A 22,755-nucleotide genomic window follows, 5' to 3' on the forward strand; every position below is an offset into this window, starting at 1 on the left:
GCGGCAACGGTAAAGGCCCGTGTTTCCCTGCAACAGAGCCCCCATTGAAACTGCCCGCCCCTTGGGGCAAAACAGCCGGGCGCAAACAGCAGGCGCGTTCAGGGGGCAGCAGTGATCGAGCTGGAAAATGTGGGCTACAATTACGGCGGCGGCGAGCTGCTGAACGGTGTCTCGGTGCAGCTGGCGCCGGGCTCGTTCCATTTCCTGACCGGCCCGTCCGGCGCGGGCAAAACCACGCTGCTGAAACTCTGCTACGGGGCCTTGAACCCGACTGCAGGGCGGGTGCGCGCCTTCAACATGGACGTGCACGGGCTGGACCGCGACCAGATGGCCTATCTGCGCCGCCGGGTGGGCGTGGTGCATCAGGACTGCCGGTTCCTGGACCATTTGCCGGTGATCGAGAACATCGCGCTGCCGCTGCTGGTCTCGGGGCGCGAGCTGAGCCACGAAGAGGCCAACCTGCAGGAATTGCTGAACTGGGTCGGCCTCAGCGAGCGTGCCCATGCGCTGCCGCCGGAGCTGTCGGGCGGCGAACGCCAGCGGGCGGCGCTGGCCCGTTCCGTGATCCTGTCGCCGGATGTGATCATCGCCGATGAGCCGACAGGCAATGTCGATTGGGAAATGTCGCAGCGGCTGCTGCAGCTGCTGGTGGAGCTGAACCGGATGGGCAAGACCATCCTGGTCGCCACCCATGACCTGTCGCTGATCCGCGCTGCTAAGAACCAGGTGCAGGCGCGGGTGCTGCGGATTTCCAACCGGCAGCTGCAACTGGCGGGGGCGGACCTATGACCGAGGGCAGGCTGCGCAAGCTGATCCTGGGGGATGCCCAGGCTGACCGGGTGGTGCCGCCGAGCGGTTTTACCGCCCAGCTGACCCTGTTTGTCTCCGGCGCCATGGCGTTCCTCACGGTGTTTGCGCTGGCGCTGTCGATGGCCTCCGGCCGGCTGGCCGACCAATGGGCCGAGGAGCTGGCCCGCGCCGCCACCCTGCGCATCAACGCACCGGCAGAGCAGCGCGCGGCGCAGACCGAGGCAGCGCTGGAGATCCTGCGCCAGACCCCCGGTGTGGCCACCGCACGGGCGCTGACCGGCGCGGAGCAGGCGGCGCTGCTGGCGCCCTGGTTCGGGGCCGGGGTGCCGGTGGGGGACCTGCCGCTGCCGCAATTGATTGAGGTGACCGGTGACGATGCCGGCTATGACGCCCAGGGTTTGCGGTTGCGGCTGCAGGCCGAGGTGCCGGGCGCGGTGCTGGATGACCACACCCGCTGGCGGGCACCACTGGTGGATGCCGCACAGGCGCTGCGCCGTCTCGCCTGGGTGTCGATCCTGCTGATCGGCGGGGCCACTGCGGCGATGATCACTCTGGCCGCCAATGCCGCCCTGGCCGCAAACGCCCAGGTGATCGAGGTGCTGCGGCTGGTCGGCGCGCTTGACAGCTACATCGCCCAGGCCTTCATCCGCCGCTTCACCCTGCGGGCGCTGACCGGCACGGCCGTTGGCGTGGCAGCAGGCATGATCGGGGTTTTCCTGATGCCGGCAGCCTCCGCTGAGGGCGGTTTCCTGACCGGGCTCGGCTTTCAGGGCTTGGGCTGGCTGGCACCCTTGCTGATCCCGCCGCTGGGCGCGCTGGTGGCCTTTGCCGCCACCACCCGGGCGGCCACCAAACGTCTGGGGGAACTGTCGTGAAAAACCCGATCCAATGGCTGCGCTCGCTGGTCTTCATCACGCAGATGTATCTGGCGATGCTGGTGCTGGGCATCGTGTTTGCACCCTGGGCAATGGTGTCGCCCAAGGGTGCGCGCACGGCCTGCAAGACCTATGCCCGCTGGTCGCTGTGGACCGCCCGCTGGATGGTCGGCATCCGCTCCGAGGTGCGCGGGCAGGTGCCCGAGGGCGAGGTGATCGTCGCCGCCAAGCATCAGAGTTTCCTGGATATCCTGATCATCTTCAACGCGGTGCCCTCAGCCCGGTTCATCATGAAGAAAGAACTGATGTGGACGCCCGTTATAGGCGTCTACGCCAAGCGGCTGGGCTGCGTGCCGGTGAACCGCGGCAAGCGCGGTGCGGCGATTGCCAAGATGGTCAAGGATGTCGCCAAGGAAAGCACCGAGCCGGGCCAGCTGATCATTTATTCGCAGGGCACCCGCGTGGCGCCCGGTGCCAGGAAACCCTACAAGATCGGCACCGCGGTTCTCTATGACGGGCTGAACCAGCCCTGCGTGCCGGCTGCCACCAATGTCGGCGTGTTCTGGCCCCGCACCGGCATCTACCGCAAGCCGGGCCTGGCGGTGGTGGAATTCCTGGAGCCGATGCAGCCGGGCCTTGCCCGCGACGAGTTCATGGCGCAGCTGGAAGAGCGGGTCGAGAGCCGCTCAGACGCGCTGATGCGCGAAGCCGGTTTCAATCCCGACCAGTCAGCCGTTCAGGCCTGATCCGGCGGCCTGGCCGGCTGTTCCGGCTGCGCGCTGCAGGCCACGGCGCCAATTTGCCGGGGTGACGGTTCGCCCGAAACAGTCTAGCCTTGCCGCAAGAATGCGCAGCAGGCCGCTGCCCGGCGGCAGGGTCTGCCATGCGCGCAACAAGTGCCGATGGCAGGCAGTAAATGAGCGGGCAGTAAAAGAATGAGCGAATTCCTGGCTTCCTATCTGGCTTATGCCAGAGATGTTCTCCTGTATTTTCTCGACCCCGGGCAGCGCGTTTTCTACCTCTATATCGCGACCTCCGTTCTGGCGGCCTACGGGGTCTACCTGTTCCAGCGCAGGCAGAGCCGCAACGCCGCTGAGGGTTCCTTTCTGGCGTTTCTGTTTCCCAAGTCGGTGTGGTCGCATCCGTCAGCCTGGCTTGATGTGCGTTATTTCTTCTTCCACAAACTGCTGGCGCATTTCCTGCTGCTGGGGCTTTTTGCCGGTACTGCAGCCACGGTGTTCCGCTGGATCACCGGCCATGCGATCACCTCTCTGCCCGTCACTGCCGAAGGCGCCGCGGGCTGGGGGATCGTGATCGGCTACATGCTGGTCAGCACAATCGTGCTCGACCTGATCGGCTATACCGTGCACTACCTGCAGCACAAGGTGCCGATCCTGTGGGAGTTCCACAAGGTGCACCACAGCGCCGAGGTGATGCATCCGCTGTCCAACTACCGCGAGCACCCGGTGGACAACTTCTTCTATCTGCTGCTGATCGGCGCGGGCTACGGGGCGGTCGCCGGCGGTGTCTACCAGTATGCCGCGGTGGTGCCGAGCGTCCCCAGCATTCTGGGCGTGCCCATCCTGATGTTTGTCTTCAACATCCTGGCCTATAACCTGCGCCATTCCCACGTCTGGCTGCGCTGGCCCGGCATCTGGTCCAAGGTCTTCCCGTCGCCGGCTCATCACCATGTGCACCACAGCTGCCATCCGGACCATTTCGACAAGAACTTTGCCTTTATGTTTCCGGTCTGGGACGTGATTTTCGGCACCTATGAAATGCCGGAGGACAACCGCGATGTGAAATTCGGTGTCGCGGGCATGAAACCGATGGAGATGGACACCTGCTGGAAGCTCTATTCCATCCCCTTCGTCAAGGCCGCGCGCCGTCTGAAGCGGAGCGGCAAAACAGCAGGGCGCAGCAGCCGGACGGACGCCCGATAACCGCCTGCCCGGACCGCGGGGAGGGGCCGGCGCCCCGGTTGCGGGCGGTCAGCGGATCACGTCGCCGATCAGGATTTGCGGCTGCACATCGGTGAAATTCGGAATGTCCTCCAGCGCAGGCCCTGCGGCCTTCATTGCCGCATCCATCGCCGCCTGATCGGCAAAAACCAATGTGGCGATGGCAAAGAACGGCGGCGCGATGTCCGGCCCGCCTGCCAGCCCCTTGGTCACCACAGCCGACTGGATATGCGGCCCCATGTGCTGGTCCACGATCTGCATGTGGGTGTCAGCGTAGTAAGCGTAGTCGAAGGTTTTGCCTTCGGCAGCCGGGTAGATGACTTGCAATGAAACGGGCATGGGGATGTCTCCTGAAAGGGAATAGCTGCCCCAGTCATATGCTGATTTGCTTCCGTGCAAAACCAAAAGGGCAGCCCCGACGGGCTGCCCTGAACTTTCTGCCGGGGGGGCGCCGCTCAGCTGTGGATTGGCCCGTCGCCGCAGGCCAGCGCGGCTTCGCGCACGGCCTCAGAATAAGTCGGGTGGGCGTGGCAGGTCAGGGCCACGTCCTCCGCTGAGGCGCCGAATTCCATTGCCACGCAGAGCTCATGGATCATGTCGCCCGCTGCCGGACCGATGATAGCGGCGCCCAGGATGCGGTCGGTTTCCGCATCGGTGATGATCTTCACAAAACCGCCCTCAGCCTGGTTCACAGCCTTGGCGCGGGCGTTGCCCATGAACATGAACTTGCCCACCTTGACCTTCTTGCCTTCGGCCTTGAGCGCGTCCTCGGTCGCACCGACGGTGGCCACCTCGGGCGTGGTGTAGACGACGCCCGGAATGACGCCGTAGTTCACATGGCCGTGCTTGCCGGCAATCACCTCGGCAACCGCCATGCCTTCATCCTCGGCCTTATGGGCCAGCATCGGGCCTTCGATGACATCACCGATGGCGTAAATGCCGGGCAGGTTGGTGCGCCAGTGGTTGTCGGTGGCGATCTGGCCGCGCTCGGTCATCTTGATCCCCAGCGCATCCAGCCCCAGCCCTTCGGAGTAGGGTTTGCGGCCGGTCGCCACCAGAACCACATCGGCGTCCAGCGTGACCTCGTCGCCGCCCTTCTTGGGCTGGTATTTGACCTTGGCCTTGGTCTTGGAGGTTTCCACCCCCTGCACCGCGGCGCCCAGGATGATGTTGAGGCCCTGTTTCTCCAGGATCCGCTTGAAGGAACGCTGCACATCCTTGTCCATGCCGGGGCAGACTGCGTCCATGTATTCGACCACGGTCACTTCCGACCCGAGGCGGGCATAGACCGAGCCCAGTTCCAGACCGATGACGCCGGCGCCGATCACTGCCAGCTTTTTCGGGATCTTCGGCAGCTCCAGCGCGCCGGTGGAGGAAACCACGATCTTCTCGTCGATCTCGACACCCGGAATGGAGGCGGGCACCGAGCCGGAGGCGATCACGATGTTCTTGGCCTCATGCACCGCGTCGCCGACCTGCACCTTGCCGGCCGCCGGGATGGAGGCCCAGCCCTTGATCCAGTCGATCTTGTTCTTCTTGAACAGAAACTCGATGCCGCCGGTGTTCTGGCCGATCACCTCATCCTTGTAGGCCTTCATCTGGTCCCAGTCGACCGAGGGCGATTTTCCCTTGAGGCCCATATGGGCAAAGTTGTGCTCTGCCTCATGCAGCAGGTGGGTCGAGTGCAGCAGCGCCTTGGAGGGGATGCAGCCCACGTTCAGGCAGGTGCCGCCAAGGGTCTCGCGGCCCTCGACAACAGCTGTTTTCAGTCCCAGCTGGGCGCAGCGGATGGCGCAGACATAGCCGCCGGGGCCGGCGCCGATTACGATGACGTCATATTGGGACATAGGTCGGTTTTCCTCGTTTCTCCCCGGTTCCGTTTCTCGGAACACGCGTTAGGGGATTGTGGTGTTATGATCAGACCGGGGTCAACATCTTGATCGAGATATTGGTGACCCCGTCGCGTTCAAGGTGCATGGCAAGCTCTTCCGAGCCGAAAAAGGCGCGGGCCTTCTCCAGATCGGTGATAGCGAACAGCGCCACGGCGTGGTTCTTGCGGTCCGGATCGCTCCAGACGTTCAAATCGGTGATGCCCGCGGCCTGCCGGTTGCGCTTGTCCTGCCGGAACACGGTGAGCCAGGCGGTGAAATCGGCCACATCGGCCTGCCAGAGAACATGGGTTGCCATCGGGGTTACTCCTTTATCCGTATTGAGGGCAGGATGCCCCGGTAAGGGTAAGGAGCGCTTTGATTCCACTCAAGAAAGGCGTGTGCCGCAGAAGTTTCCGCAGAATAGCGGCGCTGCCCCCGGCTTGGGCGGAGCCAATTTGAGTATTTTCGGAAAGGTGAAAGCTCATGCGAGGAGCACCCCCGCGAGCATCGCGGCAAGGCCGCTGGTGGCAATCAGCCAGATGGCAGTGCGCAGATAAGGCACGCCGCTGAGGTAGGCAGGCAGGTAGAGGGCGCGGCCGGCGAGGTAAGTGTAGATGCCGCCGGTGATCAGTGCGCTGTGCAGGCCTGCCAGTTCTGAAACCAGCGCCAAGGCGATGAAGACCGGTGCAGTTTCCAGGAAATTGGTGAAGGCCCGCCGCGCCCGGCCCGCCAGCGCGCCGCGGCTGACGGATGTGTCGCGCGGGCCTGCGGTCCAGGCATTGCCCACCGAGAGCTTCAGCAGGAAGCTGTCGCAGCTCACGTGGATCAGGGCGAGGATCGAGAGGCAGACAAGGCCCCAGAGCGGGAGGGTCATTTGATTACTGCCTTAGCCGCAGGAGTGGCACGAACAAGGGAGGCAAAACAGGCATTACGAACCACCGGGGGTTTCATTGGTCCCGTTCCTTGCGCTGCTTGATCCATAGGAAAAAGGGATAAACCCAGCCGGTGACGGAAATCGCCAGTAGAGCTTTGTGACTGGGCCTCTGGAAGCCTTCGAAACCGGACATCAGCAATACCGGCAGTACTATTACTGCAGTCAGCAGCCAGGTCCGGAACCAGAATGCGGCCGGTCTCTGATTTTTGAATGAGACAAGCCGACGCTTCAAAGCGAAAAGCTTTGGAAGTTCCTGTTCCGTATCTGGCTCAGGCTGATAGCTCATCTAATTCTCGGACAGGAAATTACTTGTTGTCTTGGCAACCCCGGGCCGGTTTCGGGCCCGGGGCGCTTTGTGATGTGCTTACAGATCCATCAGCAAACGCCGCGGGTCTTCCAGCGCTTCCTTGACGCGGACCAGGAAGGTCACGGCGCCTTTGCCGTCGACAATACGGTGGTCATAGCTCAGCGCCAGATACATCATCGGGCGGATTTCCACCTTGCCATTGATCGCCATCGGGCGGTCCTGGATCTTGTGCATGCCGAGAATGCCGGACTGCGGCGGGTTCAGGATCGGCGAGGACATCAGCGAGCCGTAGACGCCGCCGTTGGAGATGGTGAAGGTGCCGCCCTGCATTTCCGCCATCGACAGTTTGCCGTCGCGGGCGCGGGCGCCTTTTTCGGCAATCGCCTTCTCGATGGAGGCAAAGGACATCGCGCCGGCGTCGCGGATCACCGGCACAACCAGGCCCGTGGGCGTGCCTGCGGCGATGCCCATGTGGACATAGTTCTTGTAGACGATGTCGGTGCCGTCGATCTCGGCGTTGACTTCGGGCACTTCCTTCAGCGCGTGGCAGCAGGCCTTGGTGAAGAAGGACATGAAGCCCAGTTTCACGCCGTGCTTCTTCAGGAACAGATCCTTGTACTCGTTGCGCAGCGCCATCACCTCGGTCATGTCGACCTCGTTGTAGGTGGTCAGCATGGCAGCGGTGTTCTGGCTGTCCTTCAGGCGCTTGGCGATGGTCTGGCGCAGGCGGGTCATCTTCACCCGCTCCTCGCGTGCGGCGTCATCGGCGGTGACGGGGCCGCGGACCTGGGCCGGTGCCGGGGCAGGCGCGGCGGCAGGGGCTGCCTTGGCGGCGGCCACGGCGGCGGCGACGTCTTCCTTCATGATGCGGCCGTCGCGGCCCGAGCCGGTGACCTGATCGGCGCTGATGCCGGCCTCCGCCATGGCTTTCTCCGCGGAGGGTGCGTTGGCGACGTCCTTGGAGCTGCCGGCAGCGGCGGCCGGGGCAGGGGCTGCGGCAGGTGCTGCTGCGGCACCGGCGGCGCCGGAGGCGATCACGCCCAGCTGCGAGGAGGCCTGCACGGTGGCGCCTTCCGCTGCCATGATCTCAGTCAGCACGCCAGCAGCCGGCGCGGGCACCTCGACGGAGACCTTATCGGTTTCCAGCTCGCACAGCATTTCATCCTGCGCGACGGTGTCGCCCACCTTCTTGAACCACGAGGAAACGGTCGCCTCGGAGACCGACTCGCCAAGTGCGGGAACCATGACCGGCACCGGGGCGCTGTCGTCGCCGGAGGGCGCAGCAGCAGGGGCCGGTGCGGCGGCAGCCGGGGCCGCGGCAGCGCCATTGGCCTCGGTCAGGGTGGCCAGCAGCGCATCAACGCCGACGGTGTCGCCTTCTGCGGCGACGATCTCGCCCAAGGTGCCGGCGGCGGGCGAGGGCACCTCAACCGTCACCTTGTCAGTTTCCAGCTCGCAGAGCATTTCATCGGCATTGACGCTGTCGCCGGGCTTCTTGAACCAGGTGGCCACGGTGGCCTCGGTCACGGATTCGCCCAGGGTGGGTACGCGGACTTCGGTTGTCATGTCTCTTTATCCTCAGATGCTCAGCGCTTCGTTCACGAGGGCTGCTTGTTGGGCTTTGTGTTCGCTGGCCAGGCCGGTTGCGGGCGAGGCCGAGGTGGCGCGGCCCGCATAGACCGGCCGGGTGTGCTTGGCGCCGATGCGGGTCAGCACCCATTCGATGTTGGGTTCGATGAAGGTCCAGGCGCCCTGGTTCTTGGGCTCTTCCTGGCACCAGACCATTTCCGCCTGCTTGAAGCGTTCCAGCTCTTTCACCATCGAGATGGCCGGGAACGGGTAGAACTGTTCCACCCGCATCAGGTAGACATCGGTGATGCCGCGGGCGTCGCGTTCTTCCAAGAGGTCGAAGTAGACCTTGCCAGAGCACATCACCACGCGCTTGATTTTGTCGTCCGCCACCAGCTGGGTGTCGGAGTTGCCGTGCTGCGCGTCGTCCCACAGCACCCGGTGGAAGCTGGAGCCGGTGGTGAATTCCTCTGCCTTGCTGACCGCGAGCTTGTGGCGCAGCAGGGATTTCGGGGTCATCATGATCAGCGGCTTGCGGAAGGTGCGGTGCAGCTGGCGGCGCAGGATGTGGAAGTAGTTTGCAGGCGTGGTGCAGTTGGCGACGATCCAGTTGTCCTGCCCGCACATCTGCAGGAAGCGCTCCAGCCGGGCGGAGGAGTGTTCCGGCCCCTGGCCCTCGAACCCGTGCGGCAGCAGGCAGACGAGGCCAGACATCCGCAGCCACTTCGATTCACCTGAGGAGATGAACTGGTCGAACATGATCTGGGCGCCGTTGGCAAAATCGCCGAACTGGGCTTCCCACAGGGTCAGCGCATTGGGTTCCGCCAGCGAGTAGCCGTATTCAAACCCCAGCACCGCGTATTCGGACAGCGCCGAGTCGATCACTTCGTATTGGGACTGGCCCGCGCGGATGTTGTTGAGCGGGTAGTAGCGCTCCTCGGTCTCCTGGTTGACGATGCCGGAATGGCGCTGCGAGAAGGTGCCGCGGGTGGCGTCCTGGCCGGCCAGGCGCACCGGGTAGCCTTCCAGCATCAGGGAGCCGAAGGCCATCGCCTCGCCGGTGGCCCAGTCAAAGCCCTCGCCGGTTTCGAACATCTTGCCGCGGGCGTCCAGGAACCGGCCGACGGTGCGGTGCAGCGGGAAGCCTTCGGGCACCTGGCTCAGCGCGCGGCCGATATCGGCCAGGGTGTCCGGCTCAATCGCGGTGCGGCCGCGCTGGTAGTCGGCGTCTTTCTTGTCCAGATGCGACCAGCGCCCGTCCAGCCAGTCGGCCTTGTTGGGCTTGTAGTTCTTGCCGGTCTCGAACTCTTCGTTCAGATGCGCCTGGAAGGCGGCCTTCATGTCCTCGATCTCGCCCTCGGGGATAAGCCCGTCCTTGACCAGCCGGTCGGTGTAGAGCGTGAGCGTGGTCTTGTGGCCCTTGATCTTCTTGTACATCAAGGGGTTGGTGAACATCGGCTCGTCGCCTTCGTTGTGACCGAAGCGGCGGTAGCAGAAGATGTCGATGACCACGTCCTTGTGGAACTTCTGGCGGAACTCGGTGGCCACTTTGGCCGCGTGCACCACCGCCTCCGGGTCGTCGCCGTTCACGTGGAAGATCGGCGCCTCAACCACCAGCGCGTTGTCAGTGGGGTAGGGGGAGGAGCGCGAGAAATGCGGTGCGGTAGTGAAGCCGATCTGGTTGTTCACCACGATGTGCATGGTGCCGCCGGCCTTGTGGCCGCGCAGGCCCGACAGCGCAAAGCATTCCGCCACCACGCCCTGGCCTGCAAAGGCCGCATCGCCATGCAGCAGGATCGGCAGAACCTGGCTGCGGTCGGTGTCGCCCAGCTGGTCCTGCTTGGCGCGGACCTTGCCCAGAACCACCGGGTTCACCGCCTCCAGGTGGGAGGGGTTGGCGGTCAGGCTGAGGTGCACGTTGTTGCCGTCAAACTCGCGGTCGGAGGACGCGCCGAGGTGGTATTTCACGTCGCCGGAGCCGTCCACGTCCTCGGGCTTGAAGCTGCCGCCCTGGAATTCGTTGAAGATCGCCCGGTAGGGCTTCTGCATCACATTGGCGAGGATATTGAGGCGGCCGCGGTGGGGCATGCCGATCACGATGTCGCGCACACCCAGGGCACCGCCGCGCTTGATGATCTGCTCCATTGCCGGAATGAGGCTTTCACCGCCGTCGAGGCCGAAGCGCTTGGTGCCGGTGTATTTGACGTGCAGGAATTTCTCGAAGCCCTCGGCCTCGACCATCTTGTTGAGGATCGCCTTGCGGCCCTCGCGGGTGAAGGTGATTTCCTTGTCGTAGCCCTCGATCCGCTCCTTCAGCCAGCTGGCCTGCTCCGGGTCGGAAATGTGCATGTATTGCAGGGCAAAGGTGCCGCAGTAGGTGCGTTTCACGATCTCCACGATCTGGCGCATGGTTGCGACCTGCAGGCCCAGAACATTGTCGAGGAAGATTGGCCGGTCCATGTCGGCATCGGTGAAGCCGTAGGATTTCGGATCCAGCTCCGGGTGGCTGGCGTTTGCGCGCATGCCCAGCGGGTCCAGATCAGCCGCCAGATGGCCGCGGATCCGGTAGGCGCGGATCAGCATCAGCGCGCGGATCGAGTCCAGCACCGCGCGCTGGATCTGATCGTCGGTGACCTCAACGCCCTTGGCGGCGGCCTTGTCCTTGATTTTCTTGCCTGCGCCCTTGGCCTCGGCGGGTGCCGGCCATTCGCCGGTCAGCGCGCCGGTCAGATCGTCATTGGGCGCCGGCGGCCAGTCGCCGCGCGCCCAGGAGGGGCCCTTGGCCTCTGCCTTCACGTCCAGTTCGGCGTCGCCCATCTGGCGGAAGAACTCGGCCCAGGCGGCATCCACCGCATTGGGGTCATTGGCGTAACGGGCATAAAGCTGCTCCAGATACTCCGCATTGTGCCCCTGCATGAAGGAGGAGGCGTGGAAAATGTCGTTGGGGCTTTGTTCGGTCATTGGGGGGCCTCGTTCAGCGTGAGCCTGTCCTGGGTTTCCGTTGTGGCGGTTCGCGGGKTCATCAGGTGACGTTTCTCGGTAGTGTTTCTATTGCGTGTCAGAGGCCGATACGGCCGGCGCTAAGAGGGGTCCTGGAACAGAAATTTCCGGCGCAGTTTTCGTTTGAGCCGTTGAAAGGCCGTAGGCCTTGTGTTGACCGGGATGAGGTCGCGCTTGGGAACCAGTATGTTCGCTTGCGGGATGTCCGCTGTGGAGTAGCCGAAGCGTTCGAAGTCTTTGGCATAGAATTCCGCTGCGATCTCTATGAACCGGTCCGGCAAAGGCCGTTTCTCAAATTCTTCAGAGGAAACCGATTGTTTTGCCTGGTTGATGTGGGCAATTTCGCGAGAGCCGCCTTCGCATCCTTCGAGTTGATCGAGGTGAGGAATGACGCTTTCGAGCCCGTCTTCCATCCGGAACACTGTCGCGTCCTCGGGCACCAGATCGTCTGCTGTGCGCAAATGGTTGTCATACTGGAAGTCGTTGCCCGGTTTTCGGGGGTCATTGCGGAGGAACCAGCCGACAATGTCTTCATGAGCAGGGATCTGCCGGTTGATTGTGCTGGCGAAGTTATAGGCGCTTACTATCCGGTCATAGGGGTTACGCACACATGCGAAGCTCGAACTGATCCAGTCCTTGGGCACTACAAGGCCGAGAGCTTGCTTTGTAACATGTTGCGGCGAGCTGCGGTTCCAGCGCTTTTCAGGCGGCAGCGCGTAGTAATGGTTGTCCAAAAAGGCGAGAGACCCGAAACGAGCTTCCAGATAGGATTCAATGGATTGTCCTGCGCATTTCGGGACATGCGCAAAAAAGTGGATTTCGCCATTGGATCTAAAAAGCGGCATTTCAGGTCTCTGTTTTTTCTTAGTTTACTTGCCGATCGCTTTCAGCACCGCTTCACCCAGGCCGGCGGGGCTTTCGGCGACCACGATGCCTGCGGATTTCATCGCTTCGATCTTGTCCTCGGCGCCGCCCTTGCCGCCGGCGACAATCGCGCCCGCGTGGCCCATGCGGCGGCCCGGAGGGGCGGTGCGGCCGGCGATGAAGCCCGCAACCGGCTTCTTGCGGCCCTTCTTGGCCTCATCGGCCAGGAACTGGGCGGCTTCTTCCTCGGCGGAGCCGCCGATTTCGCCGATCATGATGATGCTTTCGGTCTCGTCGTCGGCCAGGAACCATTCCAGCACGTCGATATGCTCGGTGCCCTTGATCGGGTCGCCACCGATGCCGACGCAGGTCGACTGGCCCAGGCCCACGTCGGTTGTCTGCTTCACCGCCTCATAGGTCAGGGTGCCGGAGCGGGACACCACGCCGACGGTGCCGCGCTTGTGGATGTGGCCGGGCATGATGCCGATCTTGCAGGCATCGGGGGTGATCACGCCGGGGCAGTTCGGGCCGATCAGGATGGAGGAGGAGTTCTCCAGCGCACGCTTCACCTTCATCATGTCGAGCACCGGGATGCCCTCGGTGATGGCCACGATCACTTCCATTTCGGCGTCGATGGCTTCGAGGATGGAATCCGCGGCAAACGGCGGCGGCACATAGATCACCGAGGCATTGGCCCCGGTCACATGCTTGGCTTCATGCACGGAGTTGAACACCGGCAGCTCCAGATGGGTCTGGCCGCCTTTGCCGGGGGTCACGCCGCCGACCATCTTGGTGCCATAAGCGATGGCCTGTTCGGAGTGGAATGTTCCTTGAGAGCCGGTAAAGCCCTGACAGATGACCTTGGTGTTTTCGTCGATGAGGACTGCCATGTTTCGGTTCCTTCAAGCGGTATGTGTGTGTTGGGTCTGCGGGGTGGCCAGGGAACGGCCGTCGAAGCGGATTTTTTCGAGGGTGGCCCGCCCCAGGACCACGCTGGGAAGTATTCGGAAACCGCCGCGGAACTCGTAAATCCCGCGCCGGAGTTTCTGGCGGAATAGCGGCCAGCCCTTGGGCCGGTGGCGCGGCGGGCCGACGCCCACCTCGCCCGGTGCCTCGTTGCCCTGTTCGGCCAAGGCGGGCTGAACCTGATAGACGGTGATGCCGCGTGCAGGCAGCGAGGCGTCAAAGTTGAACAGAAGATTGTCGAGCGTGATGGCGAAGGGCCGGCTGTCCAACAGGTGTTGCGCAGCCTTGCGCGAGATCACGTAAGCCGCACCGCCGGCGTGGCGGGACAGCATCCGGCGCACCTCGCGGCCCAGATGGGTAAAGCCATCCTTGCCGAGCGCCACCTGCAGTTTCCTGGCCCGCCAGCGCTCGAACTTGACGATGCCGGCATCTGCGGGCCACCAGGACAGGTCATCCAGCCAGGCGCCGGCGTCGGGGGACAGGAAAACGTCGTCCTCCAGGATCAGCGCGACATCGGCATCTGATTCCAGAAGCGCCTCCCAGGCCTTGGCATGGCTAAGGGTGCAGGCCATGTCCTTGGTCTGGAAATAGCCCCAATTGCCCTCAGACGCGCAGTGCTGCAGCATCTCGTCCCGGCTGACCTTGGTGCTGTCCAACGCATCGATGCGCGTGGCCGCGAGCCCGGCCTGATCCAGCTCCTGCTGCATCAGCGCGGCCCGGCCGGTGGCCTGCTGCAAGCCTATGAGGTAGACGGCGGCTTTCACCGGCTAAGACCTTGCGAGCATGGGGAAACTATCATTGGTACGGCTATTGGCCGTTCAATGAGCTTGCTGTTTCCACCGGATGAGAATTGCATCTAAAAGGCTCCTAAGGTGACTTGATCCAGGTTCTGCGAAATGGCGCTACCGGCCCTCGGTGATGTTCACTGAGATTGTCCAAGCGACTCTGGAGCCGGACAGGAACTGAGAAACCTGTAGTTGCCTGCTGCCATTGCTCCAAACGCCACCGCCGCTTTCTCTAAAGCCGGAGCTTGCTAGTGTTCCGCGCACTGACGAACTCACGTTTTCAGGGCTCTCATTGGTTGTGATCGTTAGGGAGCAATAGTTCTCCGAACGCCGCTGATTTGCGCGAAGCTCCAAAGCTGATGAACGGTAGGAGCCGTTCAGAGCTGCGGCTGTAGAGACAGGAAACTTCCGGTAGAACTTGCGGCGCGACTCTGAAGCACGCTGCACTTTGTAACCACGTTGAGCCAGACCATCAGCTCTCCCAAAGGCACCGGAAACAGACTGGAGACAGGTCTGTACAAGCAGTGGCACCTCTCCTGCAGGGCTGCTGGTAGGAGTGTAGGCAATGTTCTTCACTGGTGATGCCGGTGCCGCCAAGTTAGCTGCGGCCACAGATTCAGTCAGAATCGCTACCGCGGGAGCGGAGTTGGTGGTTGGAGAAGCACCTGCAGCACGATCGGTTGGAACAAAAGTATCGGTCTCAGGATCGTATCTGCCGCTCGCCGCTCGGATCGCGCTCGGATCTGGAGAAGTCTGTTCAAAACTTGCATCGTCCGCCTGTGCAACGGTCAGTTGAGATGTTCCAGTGGAGTAGCCACTGGAACAAGCCGCAACTGCAAAGCAGCAGCAAACTGCTTGAAATGATCTGAACCGCATGCCGCTCAGCCCTTGACCGCCTTCACGATCTTTTCGGCGCCGTCTTTCAGGTTGTCGGCGGCGATCACGTCGAGGCCGGAGGTGTTGATGATCTCCTTGCCCTTCTCGACGTTGGTGCCTTCCAGGCGGACCACCAGCGGCACTTTCAGGCCGACTTCCTTCACTGCGGCGACCACGCCCTCGGCGATCACGTCGCAGCGCATGATGCCGCCGAAGATGTTGACCAGGATGCCTTTGACCTGCGGGTCGGAGGTGATGATCTTGAATGCCTCGGTCACCTTCTCCTTGGTGGCGCCGCCGCCCACGTCGAGGAAGTTGGCAGGCTCGGCGCCGTAGAGCTTGATGATGTCCATGGTGGCCATCGCCAGGCCCGCACCGTTGACCATGCAGCCGATCTCGCCGTCCAGCGCGATGTAGTTCAGGTCGTACTTGGAGGCTTCCAGCTCTTTCGGGTCTTCCTCGGTGGTGTCGCGCAACTCGGCAACATCGGCGTGGCGGTAAACCGCATTGCCGTCAAAGCCGACCTTGGCATCCAGCACTTTCAGCGCGCCATCGTCACCGACGATCAGAGGGTTGATCTCCAGCATCTCCATGTCCTTCTCGACGAAGGCTTTGTAGAGCTGGCCCATCAGTTTCACGCACTGCTTGATCTGCGCGCCCTCAAGGCCGAGCGAAAACGCGATGCGGCGGCCGTGGTAGGCCTGGTAGCCGGTGGCCGGGTCGACGGAGAAGGACAGGATTTTTTCCGGGGTGGCCGCGGCCACTTCCTCGATGTCCATGCCGCCCTCGGTGGAGCAGACGAAGGAGATGCGCGAGGTCTGGCGGTCGACCAGCAGCGCCAGGTACAGCTCGGTCTGGATGCCGGAGCCGGCTTCAATGTAGATGCGGTTCACCTGCTTGCCCGCCGGGCCGGTCTGATGGGTGACCAGGGTGCGGCCCAGCATCTTCTTGGCTTCCTCGGCCGCTTCCTCCACCGATTTGGTCAGGCGCACGCCGCCTTTCTCGCCGGCGTCGGCTTCCTTGAAGGAGCCCTTGCCGCGGCCGCCTGCGTGGATCTGTGCCTTCACCACCCACAGCGGGCCGTCGAGTTCACCGGCGGCGGTTTTGGCTTCTTCGGCCCGCAGCACCACGCGTCCGTCGGACACCGGAGCACCGTAGCTGCGAAGGAGGGCTTTGGCCTGATATTCGTGGATGTTCATCTGAAACTGTCCCGTCTGGCTGCAATTGTCTGCTGTTCAATAGGCCGTCTTAAAGCCAAGTGTTAAAGGCTTTTTTGACAGGGGACGGGGAAATGCGGAAGATTTTCGGTTTTTGTGATCACGGGATTTGGGGGTGTGATCACAAATTAACGAGGGCTTGATGCGGGTGATTCGAGGCGGGACTGAAGCCTGCGCCCGCCGCATAATCGGCCAAAAACGGCAACGGCGGCCACGGGGTGCCGCCCCAAAAGAAAAGGCCCGCCGGAAGCGGGCCTTTCTGATATCCTGTATCGGCGGGCCTTAGGCCAGCGAGGCGTCGATGCCTTTGCAGGCCTCGACCAGGCCCTTCACCGCGTTGACCGAGTTGTCGAACATTGCCTGCTCTTCCTCGTTCAGCTGGATGTTCACAATCTTCTCGATGCCGCCGGCGCCGATCACGGTGGGCACGCCCACGTACATATCCTTGACGCCAAGCTCACCGTCGCAATAGGCGGCGCAGGGCAGCACGCGCTTCTGGTCTTTCAGGAAGGCCTCGGCCATTTCGATGGCGGAGGTGGCGGGCGCATAGAAGGCGGAGCCGGTTTTCAGCAGGCCAACGATTTCTGCGCCGCCGTCACGGGTGCGCTGCAGGATGGCGTCCAAGCGCTCCTGGGTGGTCCAGCCCATCTTGACCAGGTCGGGCAGCGGGATGCCTGCGACGGTGGAGTAGCGCACCGACGGCACCATGGTGTCGCCGTGGCCGCCCAGCACAAACGCGGTGACGTCTTTCATGGAGACGCCGAATTCCTCAGCCAGGAAGTGGCGGAAGCGGGCGGAGTCCAGAACGCCGGCCATGCCGCAGACCTTGTTGTGGGGCAGGCCGGAGAATTCGCGCAGCGCCCAAACCATCGCGTCCAGCGGGTTGGTGATGCAGATCACGAAGGCGTCCGGCGCGTGGTCGCGGATGCCTTCGCCAACGGATTTCATCACCTTGAGGTTGATGCCCAAGAGGTCGTCGCGGCTCATGCCCGGCTTGCGCGGCACACCGGCGGTGACGATGCAGACGTCAGCGCCTGCGATGTCCTCGTAGGACTGGGTGCCCTTCAGCGAGGCGTCGAAGCCCTCGGAGGGACCGGATTCTGCGATGTCCAGCGCTTTGCCTTCGGGGATGCCTTCGGCGATGTCGAAGAGAACAACGTCGCCCAGTTCCTTGAGGGCTGCGAGATGTGCGAGGGTGCCGCCGATCTGACCTGCGCCGATGAGGGCGATTTTGGGTCGTGCCATTGGAAAATGTCTCCGGTCCGGTTGAAATTTCCTGATGCCTACGGCGTAAAACCGTGCCGTGCAAGGGCTCTGCGCTGCGGCATTCGGTGCTGTATGCTTGTGTATACCGTGGTGATACCGCTAAACCGTCTGTAATCTGGGCATTTCGGAGGGCGGGTGATGGCGGCGTTTGATGCGATGTTTTTCGTTTTTGCCATCCCGGCGGTCGTTTTTGCGGGCGTGTCCAAGGGCGGTTTCGGGTCCGGCGCGGCATTTGCCTCGGCGTCGATTCTGGCGCTGGTGCTGGAGCCGGGCATGGCGCTGGCGCTGATGCTGCCGCTCTTGATGCTGATCGACGTTGCCAATCTGAAACCCTATTGGGGGCGCTGGAACCTGCGGGCATCGCTGCTGCTGATTGGCGGCGGCTTGCCCGGTGTGGCGCTGGGGGCCTGGCTTTATGCGGCGGTGGATGCGGATGCGATGCGGGTGCTGATCGGGCTGGTGTCTGTCGGCTTTGTGCTGTGGCAGCTGCGCGGGCGGCTGGGGCTGCGGCTGGCGGCCGATGCGCCGCTGCCGACGGGCGCCGGGGCGCTGGCCGGGCTGGCAGTAGGGTTCACCAGTTTTGTCAGCCACGCGGGCGGGCCGCCGGCCGCGGTCTATCTTCTCAGCCTCAAGTTGCGGAAGACCGAATACCAGGCCAGCACGGTGCTGATTTTCTGGGCCATCAACATCGCCAAGGCGGTGCCTTATGCCGGGCTGGGGATGTTCACACGTGAAACCCTGATGCTGGACCTGATGCTGGCGCCCTTTGCCCTCCTTGGGGCCTGGCTGGGGGTGAAGCTGCATCATTCGGTTCCGGAGCGCTGGTTCTTTGCGCTCACCTATGTTCTGCTCACGGTGACTGGCACCAAGCTGATCTGGGACGGGCTGGCATGATCGAAAATGCAAAGTGCCGCCTGCGGGTGGCAAATGAGCGGGATTACAGCGACGTTCTCTGCTTATACCGGGAACTGATGGGAGAGATTCCGGTCTTGTGCGGCTCAGAGGGGGCCGCGGAGTTCAACAGAATTCTTGCCTTGCCCGGCACATCTATTGCTGTGGCCGAGGCTGGCGGGCAAGTTGTTTCAGCAGCGACTTTGCACGTTCTGCCCAATCTTACGCACGGCGGGCGGCCGTATGCGCTGATTGAAAATGTTGTAACGCTGCGAGCGTTCCAAAGCCGCGGGTTCGGCCGGGCCGTCATGAACTTTGCACGGGACCGGGCCTGGGCAATGGACGCCTACAAGATCATGCTGCTGACTGGCAAAGCTGCCGGTGTGCGTGGCTTTTACGAGCGGCTGGGCTATACAGGTGATGACAAACACGCCATGACTCTGCGCCGCAGCCCGGCCCGGCAGCCGCAGCCTGGAAACCTGCCTCAATAACTGCTCAGGCGTCGCTGTCGGTGTTCGGCAGTGCTTCTGCGAGCACTTCATAGGACTGTCCGGACGCCACCAGGCAGGTCAGGCCGTTGGGGGTGGTTACCGTGATGGTCCAGCTGCCGGTTTCGTCCGAGGCAAAGGTTTCCATCACCATGCCCTGCTGGCCCATGCCGATGCTCTGGCGGCTTTCGCCGTATTTTTCGGCCAGCCTTTTCACCACCGCATCACGCGGGGCGCAGTTGCGGCTTTGGGCGGCGGCTGGTGCGGCGGCCATGGTCACCGCGGCCAGCGCCAGCGGCAGTGCGAAGATTGAGTTTTTCATCTCGTTTTACCCTTTCCGGAACGGCCGGACAGAGCAGGGTGCCTGACGGCAGCCCCCGGTGTCCCTGTTCGGGCCGGTGTGTGACGCAATTCGAAATGCAGGCCCCATGCCTGCCGGCATCAGGTGCGGCCTGGTGCGGCGGCGGTGTCCTGTGCCTTGGTACCTTTCAGTGTGCCGGTCAGGTGCTGATAAGTGGTTAACTATGCGCGCGCTGAAAATTCACACTTGTTATCAGATGTTTGCTGCAAATGCGCGAAGGGTTACGCTGCGCTGCGGCGGAATTGTACTTGAAAGTATACAATCGAATCTGTACCGCTTTACGCAACAAAATAACTTTTGGAGAGGCATCATGGACCCGCGCACGCGCCCCTACCGCTCGGTTTTGTACATTCCCGGATCCAACGCGCGTGCGCTGGAGAAGGCCAAAACCCTGCCGGTGGACGCGGTGATCTTTGATTTGGAGGACGCGGTCTCTGCCGATGAAAAAACCAATGCCCGCGAGACCTTGGCCCAGGCGCTGAAGGGCGGCGGCTATGGCACGCGGATGAAGATCGTGCGGATCAACGGGCTGGATACCCCTTGGGGCCGTGGCGACGCGGTGGCGGCGGCGCGGATGAACCCCGACGCGATTCTGCTGCCCAAGGTGAATGCGCCGGAAGATCTGGACGCGCTGGCAGAAATCACCGGGGATATCCCGCTGTGGGCGATGATGGAAACCCCGCGCGGCATGCTGAATGCCACTGCGATTGCGGCGCACCCCAGGCTGCAGGGCATGGTGATGGGCACCAACGACCTGGCCAAGGAACTGCAGACCCGCTACCGCCCCGACCGGATGCCCATGATGGCAGGGCTGGGCCTGTGCCTGCTGGCGGCCAAGGCCGAGGGGCTGGTGATCGTCGATGGTGTCTACAATGCATTCAAGGACGTGGAGGGCCTGGCGGCGGAATGCGCGCAAGGCCGTGACATGGGCTTTGACGGCAAGACCCTGATCCACCCGGCGCAGGTGGAGACCGCCAATGCCGCCTTTGCCCCGACAGAGCGCGAGATCGACACCTCCCGCCGCCAGATTGCCGCATTTGAAGAGGCGCAGGCCGCAGGGCAGGGTGTTGCCGTGGTCGATGGCAAGATAGTCGAGAACCTGCATGTCGCAACGGCGCGTGAAATTCTGGCAAAAGCGGATGCAATCGCTGCGGTTTCCGCGTAGGTGTTAATCAGCTTAACATCTAAGAGGGGCTGAAATGGCACTGTTGATCCTGGGACTTCTGCTGTGGTGGGGCGGCCACCTGTTCAAACGGCTGGCACCGGAGATGCGTGCCTCCATGGGCAGTGGCGGACGCGGTGTGGTGGCGCTGGTGCTGGTCGCGGGCGTTGCACTGATGGTGATCGGCTACCGCTCCGCGGAGAGTTTCGATCTGGCGCTGGTGCCGCCGTTCCTGAAGCATATCAACAATCTGCTGGTGCTGGTTGCGATCTATTTCATGAGCCCCGGCCCGCACAAGGGTGCGCTGTTTCACAAGATGCGCCATCCGATGCTGACGGGCTTCAAGCTGTGGGCCGCGGCACACCTGCTGGTAAATTGGGACCCGGCGTCCTTTGTGCTGTTCGGCGGGCTGCTGGCCTGGGCGGTGGCAGAGGTGATCGTTATCAACCGGGCTGAGCCTGACTGGCAGCCGGGACCCAAGGGCGCGATTGCCAAGGACGGGATGTTCCTCGCCGCCTCGATTGTCCTGATGGGGGTGATCGGCTACGTCCACGGCATCGTCGGCCCGTCGCCGTTTGGCGGCTAGGCCCAAAGCCAGGATAGGAAACCATGAAACTTTACCGATTTTTGTCCGAAGACGACACCTCTGCCTTTTGCCACAAGGTGACCGATGCGCTGAACAAGGGCTGGGAGCTGCACGGCAGCCCGACCCAGGCCTTTGATCCCGTCAAGGGGATCATGCGCTGCGGCCAGGCGGTGGTGAAAGAGGTGGACGGAACCTACACGCCTGAGACCAAACTGGGAGAACACTGATGGCCAAGACCAATCCGGGCCGCTTTTTCGAAGACTACACCGTTGGCGAAGTCATCCGCCATGCGGTGCCCCGCACGGTGTCGGGCGGCGAACGGGCGCTGTATCATGCGCTCTACCCGGCGCGCCATGCGCTGTATTCTTCGGACGAATTTGCCCGGGCTTCTGGTCTGCCCTCGGCGCCGCTGGATGATCTGGCGGCCTTCCATGTGGTGTTCGGCAAGACGGTGCCGGACATCTCCCTCAATGCGCTGGCGAACCTCGGCTATGCCGAGGGGCGCTGGCTGCTGCCGGTCTATCCCGGCGACACGCTGCGCTCGGAGTCCGAAGTGATCGGGCTCAAGCAGAACTCTAACGGCAAGTCCGGCGTGGTCTATGTGCGCACCCGCGGGCTGAACCAGCGCGATGAATGCGTGATGGAATATGTGCGCTGGGTGATGGTGCGCAAACGCGACCTGGATGCACCGGCGCCGGAGACAGTGATCCCCGAGCTGAACAAGGTGATCTCGGCGGAGCAGCTGGCGGTCCCGGCGGGGCTGGATTTCTCCAGCTACGATTTCACCCTGGCGGGCGAGCCGCACCGCTGGGGCGACTATGAGGTGGGCGAGACCATCGACCATGTGGATGGCGTCACCATCGAGGAAGCCGAGCACATGATGGCGACCAGGCTGTGGCAGAACACCGCCAAGGTGCATTTCGACAATACCGCGCGGCCGGATGGCACAAGGCTGATCTATGGCGGCCATGTGATCTCGATGGCGCGGACCCTGTCGTTCAACGGTCTGGCGAATGCGCAGATGATTGTCGGCCTGAATGGCGGCGCGCACGCCAACCCCTGCCTGTCGGGGCTGACCGTGCGGGCGTGGTCCGAGGTGCTGGACAAGGCCGACACCGCAGCGCCCGGCGTCGGCGCGATCCGGCTGAGGCTGGTGGCGACCAAAGGCGGCGAGCCGTTCCAGTTGAAGGGCGAGGACGGCAAGTACCTGCCGGATGTGCTGCTGGATCTGGATTACTGGGCGCTGATGCCGAAGTGACCGGGCGGGGCCGCGGGCTTTTTGGGAACCGTTACCTGCTGTCCACGCACTCTGTGCGAGATAGGCGAGACGGATAATTTCCTGTCTTGCAATCCTGAGGCGCGCCGGTAAACCTGCCTGCGCTACTCAGGGTGGAAAAATTATGATTGACGAAGAAAAGTCATCGGCCAGTTACGGGACAGCAGTCATTCTGTGCGGTCTGTTCGGTGTGATTGGCGTGCACCATTTCTACTTGCGGAACTACGTGCATGGAATGATTGACCTGGGGTTGTTCATTCTGTTTGTTGTTCTTTTGGCGGGTAACCAGCCCCTGCTGGGTTACCTGGTGCTGCTCGTTGATATCGTGCACTCAATAATCGTTTTTTATCTGTTGATTGCGGAAAAGGCCCGGGACGGATCGGGCCGTTTGGTCAAACTGAAATAAGGTTAAGAACAACATGGCAAATATGGATCATGCAGCTGCCGGCGACGTAAGCGAAAAAGGGTTCGTTCCCGCTGTGCTGCTGTGCTTCTTTCTGGGGTCGCTGGGCGCGCACCGCTTCTATCTTGGCAAGATCGGCACTGGCATCCTCATGCTGCTCACGCTGGGCGGCTTGGGAATCTGGACAATCATTGACTTTGTCCGGCTGATTATCGGCTCCATGGGTGACCGGGACGGTCTGCCGCTGCGCCGCTGAAAATGTGCCTGCTGCGGCTCTCAGGCCGCAG

At 62.8% G+C, this 22,755-nt stretch carries 25 protein-coding genes; 12 read left to right on the forward strand and 13 right to left on the reverse strand.

The genetic code is table 11. The features are described from left to right. The first annotated feature begins 111 nt into the window (after nt 1-111). The 4 genes from A9D60_RS01495 (at nt 112) to A9D60_RS01510 (ending at nt 3,628) form a co-directional block, all read left to right on the forward strand. Entirely contained in the window at nt 112-789 is a 678-nt protein-coding gene (locus tag A9D60_RS01495) for a cell division ATP-binding protein FtsE (RefSeq protein WP_065265954.1), read from the forward strand. Continuing rightward, nucleotides 786-1,685 (forward strand): cell division protein FtsX, encoded by a 900-nt coding sequence (locus A9D60_RS01500; protein WP_065265955.1) that lies wholly within the window; start codon nt 786-788, stop codon nt 1,683-1,685. Before A9D60_RS01495 ends, A9D60_RS01500 begins: the two co-directional genes overlap by 4 nt. Beyond that, nucleotides 1,682-2,431: a lysophospholipid acyltransferase family protein gene (locus A9D60_RS01505; RefSeq protein WP_065265956.1), complete on the forward strand. Its 750-nt coding sequence runs from the start codon at nt 1,682-1,684 to the stop codon at nt 2,429-2,431. The genes A9D60_RS01500 and A9D60_RS01505 overlap by 4 nt, the downstream gene beginning before the upstream one ends. Before the next feature lie 189 nt (nt 2,432-2,620). Next, on the forward strand, nt 2,621-3,628 hold the full coding sequence (locus tag A9D60_RS01510) for a sterol desaturase family protein (RefSeq protein WP_065265957.1): 1,008 nt from the start codon (nt 2,621-2,623) through the stop codon (nt 3,626-3,628). A 48-nt stretch (nt 3,629-3,676) separates the two neighbouring features. On the opposite strand, the gene A9D60_RS01515 is transcribed toward A9D60_RS01510, so the two are convergent. From A9D60_RS01515 to mdh, 12 genes are all read right to left on the reverse strand, one after another. Then, nucleotides 3,677-3,985, reverse strand: a complete 309-nt coding sequence (locus tag A9D60_RS01515; protein ID WP_065265958.1) for an EthD family reductase — start codon at nt 3,983-3,985, stop codon at nt 3,677-3,679. A 116-nt stretch (nt 3,986-4,101) separates the two neighbouring features. Continuing rightward, nucleotides 4,102-5,493, reverse strand: a complete 1,392-nt coding sequence (gene lpdA, locus A9D60_RS01520; RefSeq protein ID WP_065265959.1) for a dihydrolipoyl dehydrogenase — start codon at nt 5,491-5,493, stop codon at nt 4,102-4,104. Between the two features lie 70 nt (nt 5,494-5,563). Next, nucleotides 5,564-5,833: a hypothetical protein gene (locus A9D60_RS01525; RefSeq protein WP_065265960.1), complete on the reverse strand. Its 270-nt coding sequence runs from the start codon at nt 5,831-5,833 to the stop codon at nt 5,564-5,566. A gap of 165 nt (nt 5,834-5,998) precedes the next feature. Continuing rightward, nucleotides 5,999-6,391 carry an MAPEG family protein gene (locus tag A9D60_RS01530; RefSeq protein WP_065265961.1) on the reverse strand — a complete coding sequence of 131 codons (393 nt, stop codon included), beginning with the start codon at nt 6,389-6,391 and terminating at the stop codon, nt 5,999-6,001. A gap of 73 nt (nt 6,392-6,464) precedes the next feature. Continuing rightward, entirely contained in the window at nt 6,465-6,737 is a 273-nt protein-coding gene (locus A9D60_RS01535) for a hypothetical protein (RefSeq protein WP_065265962.1), read from the reverse strand. Nucleotides 6,738-6,815: 78 nt separating this feature from the next. Next, nucleotides 6,816-8,324 (reverse strand): 2-oxoglutarate dehydrogenase complex dihydrolipoyllysine-residue succinyltransferase, encoded by a 1,509-nt coding sequence (gene odhB, locus A9D60_RS01540; protein WP_065265963.1) that lies wholly within the window; start codon nt 8,322-8,324, stop codon nt 6,816-6,818. A gap of 12 nt (nt 8,325-8,336) precedes the next feature. After that, nucleotides 8,337-11,288: a 2-oxoglutarate dehydrogenase E1 component gene (locus tag A9D60_RS01545; RefSeq protein WP_065265964.1), complete on the reverse strand. Its 2,952-nt coding sequence runs from the start codon at nt 11,286-11,288 to the stop codon at nt 8,337-8,339. Between the two features lie 119 nt (nt 11,289-11,407). Then, the gene (locus A9D60_RS01550) at nt 11,408-12,172 is read right to left on the reverse strand and encodes a sulfotransferase family 2 domain-containing protein (RefSeq protein ID WP_065265965.1); all 765 of its coding nucleotides are present in this window, start codon (nt 12,170-12,172) and stop codon (nt 11,408-11,410) included. 24 nt (nt 12,173-12,196) lie between these two features. Further along, a complete protein-coding gene (sucD, locus tag A9D60_RS01555; RefSeq protein ID WP_065265966.1) occupies nt 12,197-13,081 on the reverse strand; it encodes a succinate--CoA ligase subunit alpha in 885 nt (294 codons plus the stop codon). 12 nt (nt 13,082-13,093) lie between these two features. Further along, on the reverse strand, nt 13,094-13,921 hold the full coding sequence (locus A9D60_RS01560; protein ID WP_065265967.1) for a glycosyltransferase family 25 protein: 828 nt from the start codon (nt 13,919-13,921) through the stop codon (nt 13,094-13,096). Nucleotides 13,922-14,823: 902 nt separating this feature from the next. Beyond that, nucleotides 14,824-16,017 (reverse strand): ADP-forming succinate--CoA ligase subunit beta, encoded by a 1,194-nt coding sequence (gene sucC, locus A9D60_RS01565; RefSeq protein WP_065265968.1) that lies wholly within the window; start codon nt 16,015-16,017, stop codon nt 14,824-14,826. A gap of 300 nt (nt 16,018-16,317) precedes the next feature. Further along, a complete protein-coding gene (gene mdh, locus A9D60_RS01570) occupies nt 16,318-17,280 on the reverse strand; it encodes a malate dehydrogenase (protein WP_065265969.1) in 963 nt (320 codons plus the stop codon). A 159-nt stretch (nt 17,281-17,439) separates the two neighbouring features. Here mdh and A9D60_RS01575 point away from each other — a divergent pair, with 159 nt between their 5' ends. Both A9D60_RS01575 and A9D60_RS01580 read left to right on the forward strand, forming a co-directional pair. After that, nucleotides 17,440-18,195, forward strand: coding sequence for a sulfite exporter TauE/SafE family protein (locus tag A9D60_RS01575; RefSeq protein ID WP_065265970.1), 756 nt, complete (start codon nt 17,440-17,442; stop codon nt 18,193-18,195). A 77-nt stretch (nt 18,196-18,272) separates the two neighbouring features. Continuing rightward, on the forward strand, nt 18,273-18,683 hold the full coding sequence (locus A9D60_RS01580; protein ID WP_254656605.1) for a GNAT family N-acetyltransferase: 411 nt from the start codon (nt 18,273-18,275) through the stop codon (nt 18,681-18,683). Between the two features lie 4 nt (nt 18,684-18,687). Here the strand turns inward: A9D60_RS01580 and A9D60_RS01585 are convergent, their stop codons facing one another. Continuing rightward, nucleotides 18,688-19,002, reverse strand: coding sequence for a hypothetical protein (locus A9D60_RS01585; RefSeq protein WP_065265972.1), 315 nt, complete (start codon nt 19,000-19,002; stop codon nt 18,688-18,690). Nucleotides 19,003-19,351: 349 nt separating this feature from the next. Between A9D60_RS01585 and A9D60_RS01590 the strand changes: the two genes are divergently transcribed. The 6 genes from A9D60_RS01590 (at nt 19,352) to A9D60_RS01615 (ending at nt 22,724) form a co-directional block, all read left to right on the forward strand. Next, a complete protein-coding gene (locus A9D60_RS01590; protein WP_065265973.1) occupies nt 19,352-20,206 on the forward strand; it encodes an HpcH/HpaI aldolase/citrate lyase family protein in 855 nt (284 codons plus the stop codon). A gap of 34 nt (nt 20,207-20,240) precedes the next feature. Continuing rightward, nucleotides 20,241-20,789, forward strand: coding sequence for an NnrU family protein (locus tag A9D60_RS01595; RefSeq protein WP_065265974.1), 549 nt, complete (start codon nt 20,241-20,243; stop codon nt 20,787-20,789). A 23-nt stretch (nt 20,790-20,812) separates the two neighbouring features. Then, on the forward strand, nt 20,813-21,016 hold the full coding sequence (locus tag A9D60_RS01600; protein WP_019297062.1) for a DUF1737 domain-containing protein: 204 nt from the start codon (nt 20,813-20,815) through the stop codon (nt 21,014-21,016). Then, the gene (locus tag A9D60_RS01605; RefSeq protein WP_065265975.1) at nt 21,016-22,047 is read left to right on the forward strand and encodes a MaoC family dehydratase; all 1,032 of its coding nucleotides are present in this window, start codon (nt 21,016-21,018) and stop codon (nt 22,045-22,047) included. The genes A9D60_RS01600 and A9D60_RS01605 overlap by 1 nt, the downstream gene beginning before the upstream one ends. A 142-nt stretch (nt 22,048-22,189) precedes the next feature. Further along, a complete protein-coding gene (locus A9D60_RS01610) occupies nt 22,190-22,471 on the forward strand; it encodes an NINE protein (protein ID WP_039174846.1) in 282 nt (93 codons plus the stop codon). Between the two features lie 22 nt (nt 22,472-22,493). Then, nucleotides 22,494-22,724, forward strand: coding sequence for an NINE protein (locus tag A9D60_RS01615; RefSeq protein ID WP_065265976.1), 231 nt, complete (start codon nt 22,494-22,496; stop codon nt 22,722-22,724). Nucleotides 22,725-22,755 lie beyond the last annotated feature (31 nt).

This window comes from Leisingera sp. JC1 (genome assembly GCF_001679925.1).
Taxonomy (GTDB): domain Bacteria; phylum Pseudomonadota; class Alphaproteobacteria; order Rhodobacterales; family Rhodobacteraceae; genus Leisingera.

Bases quoted from the DNA above. Each gene is read 5' to 3' on its own strand.
- A9D60_RS01500 (WP_065265955.1), top strand. From the start codon at position 786: ATGACCGAGGGCAGGCTGCGCAAGCTGATCCTGGGGGATGCCCAGGCT.
- A9D60_RS01510 (WP_065265957.1), top strand. From the start codon at position 2,621: ATGAGCGAATTCCTGGCTTCCTATCTGGCTTATGCCAGAGATGTTCTC.
- A9D60_RS01515 (WP_065265958.1), bottom strand. From the start codon at position 3,985: ATGCCCGTTTCATTGCAAGTCATCTACCCGGCTGCCGAAGGCAAAACC.
- lpdA (WP_065265959.1), bottom strand. From the start codon at position 5,493: ATGTCCCAATATGACGTCATCGTAATCGGCGCCGGCCCCGGCGGCTAT.
- A9D60_RS01525 (WP_065265960.1), bottom strand. From the start codon at position 5,833: ATGGCAACCCATGTTCTCTGGCAGGCCGATGTGGCCGATTTCACCGCC.
- A9D60_RS01530 (WP_065265961.1), bottom strand. From the start codon at position 6,391: ATGACCCTCCCGCTCTGGGGCCTTGTCTGCCTCTCGATCCTCGCCCTG.
- A9D60_RS01535 (WP_065265962.1), bottom strand. From the start codon at position 6,737: ATGAGCTATCAGCCTGAGCCAGATACGGAACAGGAACTTCCAAAGCTT.
- odhB (WP_065265963.1), bottom strand. From the start codon at position 8,324: ATGACAACCGAAGTCCGCGTACCCACCCTGGGCGAATCCGTGACCGAG.
- A9D60_RS01545 (WP_065265964.1), bottom strand. From the start codon at position 11,288: ATGACCGAACAAAGCCCCAACGACATTTTCCACGCCTCCTCCTTCATG.
- A9D60_RS01550 (WP_065265965.1), bottom strand. From the start codon at position 12,172: ATGCCGCTTTTTAGATCCAATGGCGAAATCCACTTTTTTGCGCATGTC.
- sucD (WP_065265966.1), bottom strand. From the start codon at position 13,081: ATGGCAGTCCTCATCGACGAAAACACCAAGGTCATCTGTCAGGGCTTT.
- sucC (WP_065265968.1), bottom strand. From the start codon at position 16,017: ATGAACATCCACGAATATCAGGCCAAAGCCCTCCTTCGCAGCTACGGT.
- mdh (WP_065265969.1), bottom strand. From the start codon at position 17,280: ATGGCACGACCCAAAATCGCCCTCATCGGCGCAGGTCAGATCGGCGGC.
- A9D60_RS01575 (WP_065265970.1), top strand. From the start codon at position 17,440: ATGGCGGCGTTTGATGCGATGTTTTTCGTTTTTGCCATCCCGGCGGTC.
- A9D60_RS01580 (WP_254656605.1), top strand. From the start codon at position 18,273: ATGGGAGAGATTCCGGTCTTGTGCGGCTCAGAGGGGGCCGCGGAGTTC.
- A9D60_RS01585 (WP_065265972.1), bottom strand. From the start codon at position 19,002: ATGAAAAACTCAATCTTCGCACTGCCGCTGGCGCTGGCCGCGGTGACC.
- A9D60_RS01590 (WP_065265973.1), top strand. From the start codon at position 19,352: ATGGACCCGCGCACGCGCCCCTACCGCTCGGTTTTGTACATTCCCGGA.
- A9D60_RS01595 (WP_065265974.1), top strand. From the start codon at position 20,241: ATGGCACTGTTGATCCTGGGACTTCTGCTGTGGTGGGGCGGCCACCTG.
- A9D60_RS01600 (WP_019297062.1), top strand. From the start codon at position 20,813: ATGAAACTTTACCGATTTTTGTCCGAAGACGACACCTCTGCCTTTTGC.
- A9D60_RS01605 (WP_065265975.1), top strand. From the start codon at position 21,016: ATGGCCAAGACCAATCCGGGCCGCTTTTTCGAAGACTACACCGTTGGC.
- A9D60_RS01610 (WP_039174846.1), top strand. From the start codon at position 22,190: ATGATTGACGAAGAAAAGTCATCGGCCAGTTACGGGACAGCAGTCATT.
- A9D60_RS01615 (WP_065265976.1), top strand. From the start codon at position 22,494: ATGGATCATGCAGCTGCCGGCGACGTAAGCGAAAAAGGGTTCGTTCCC.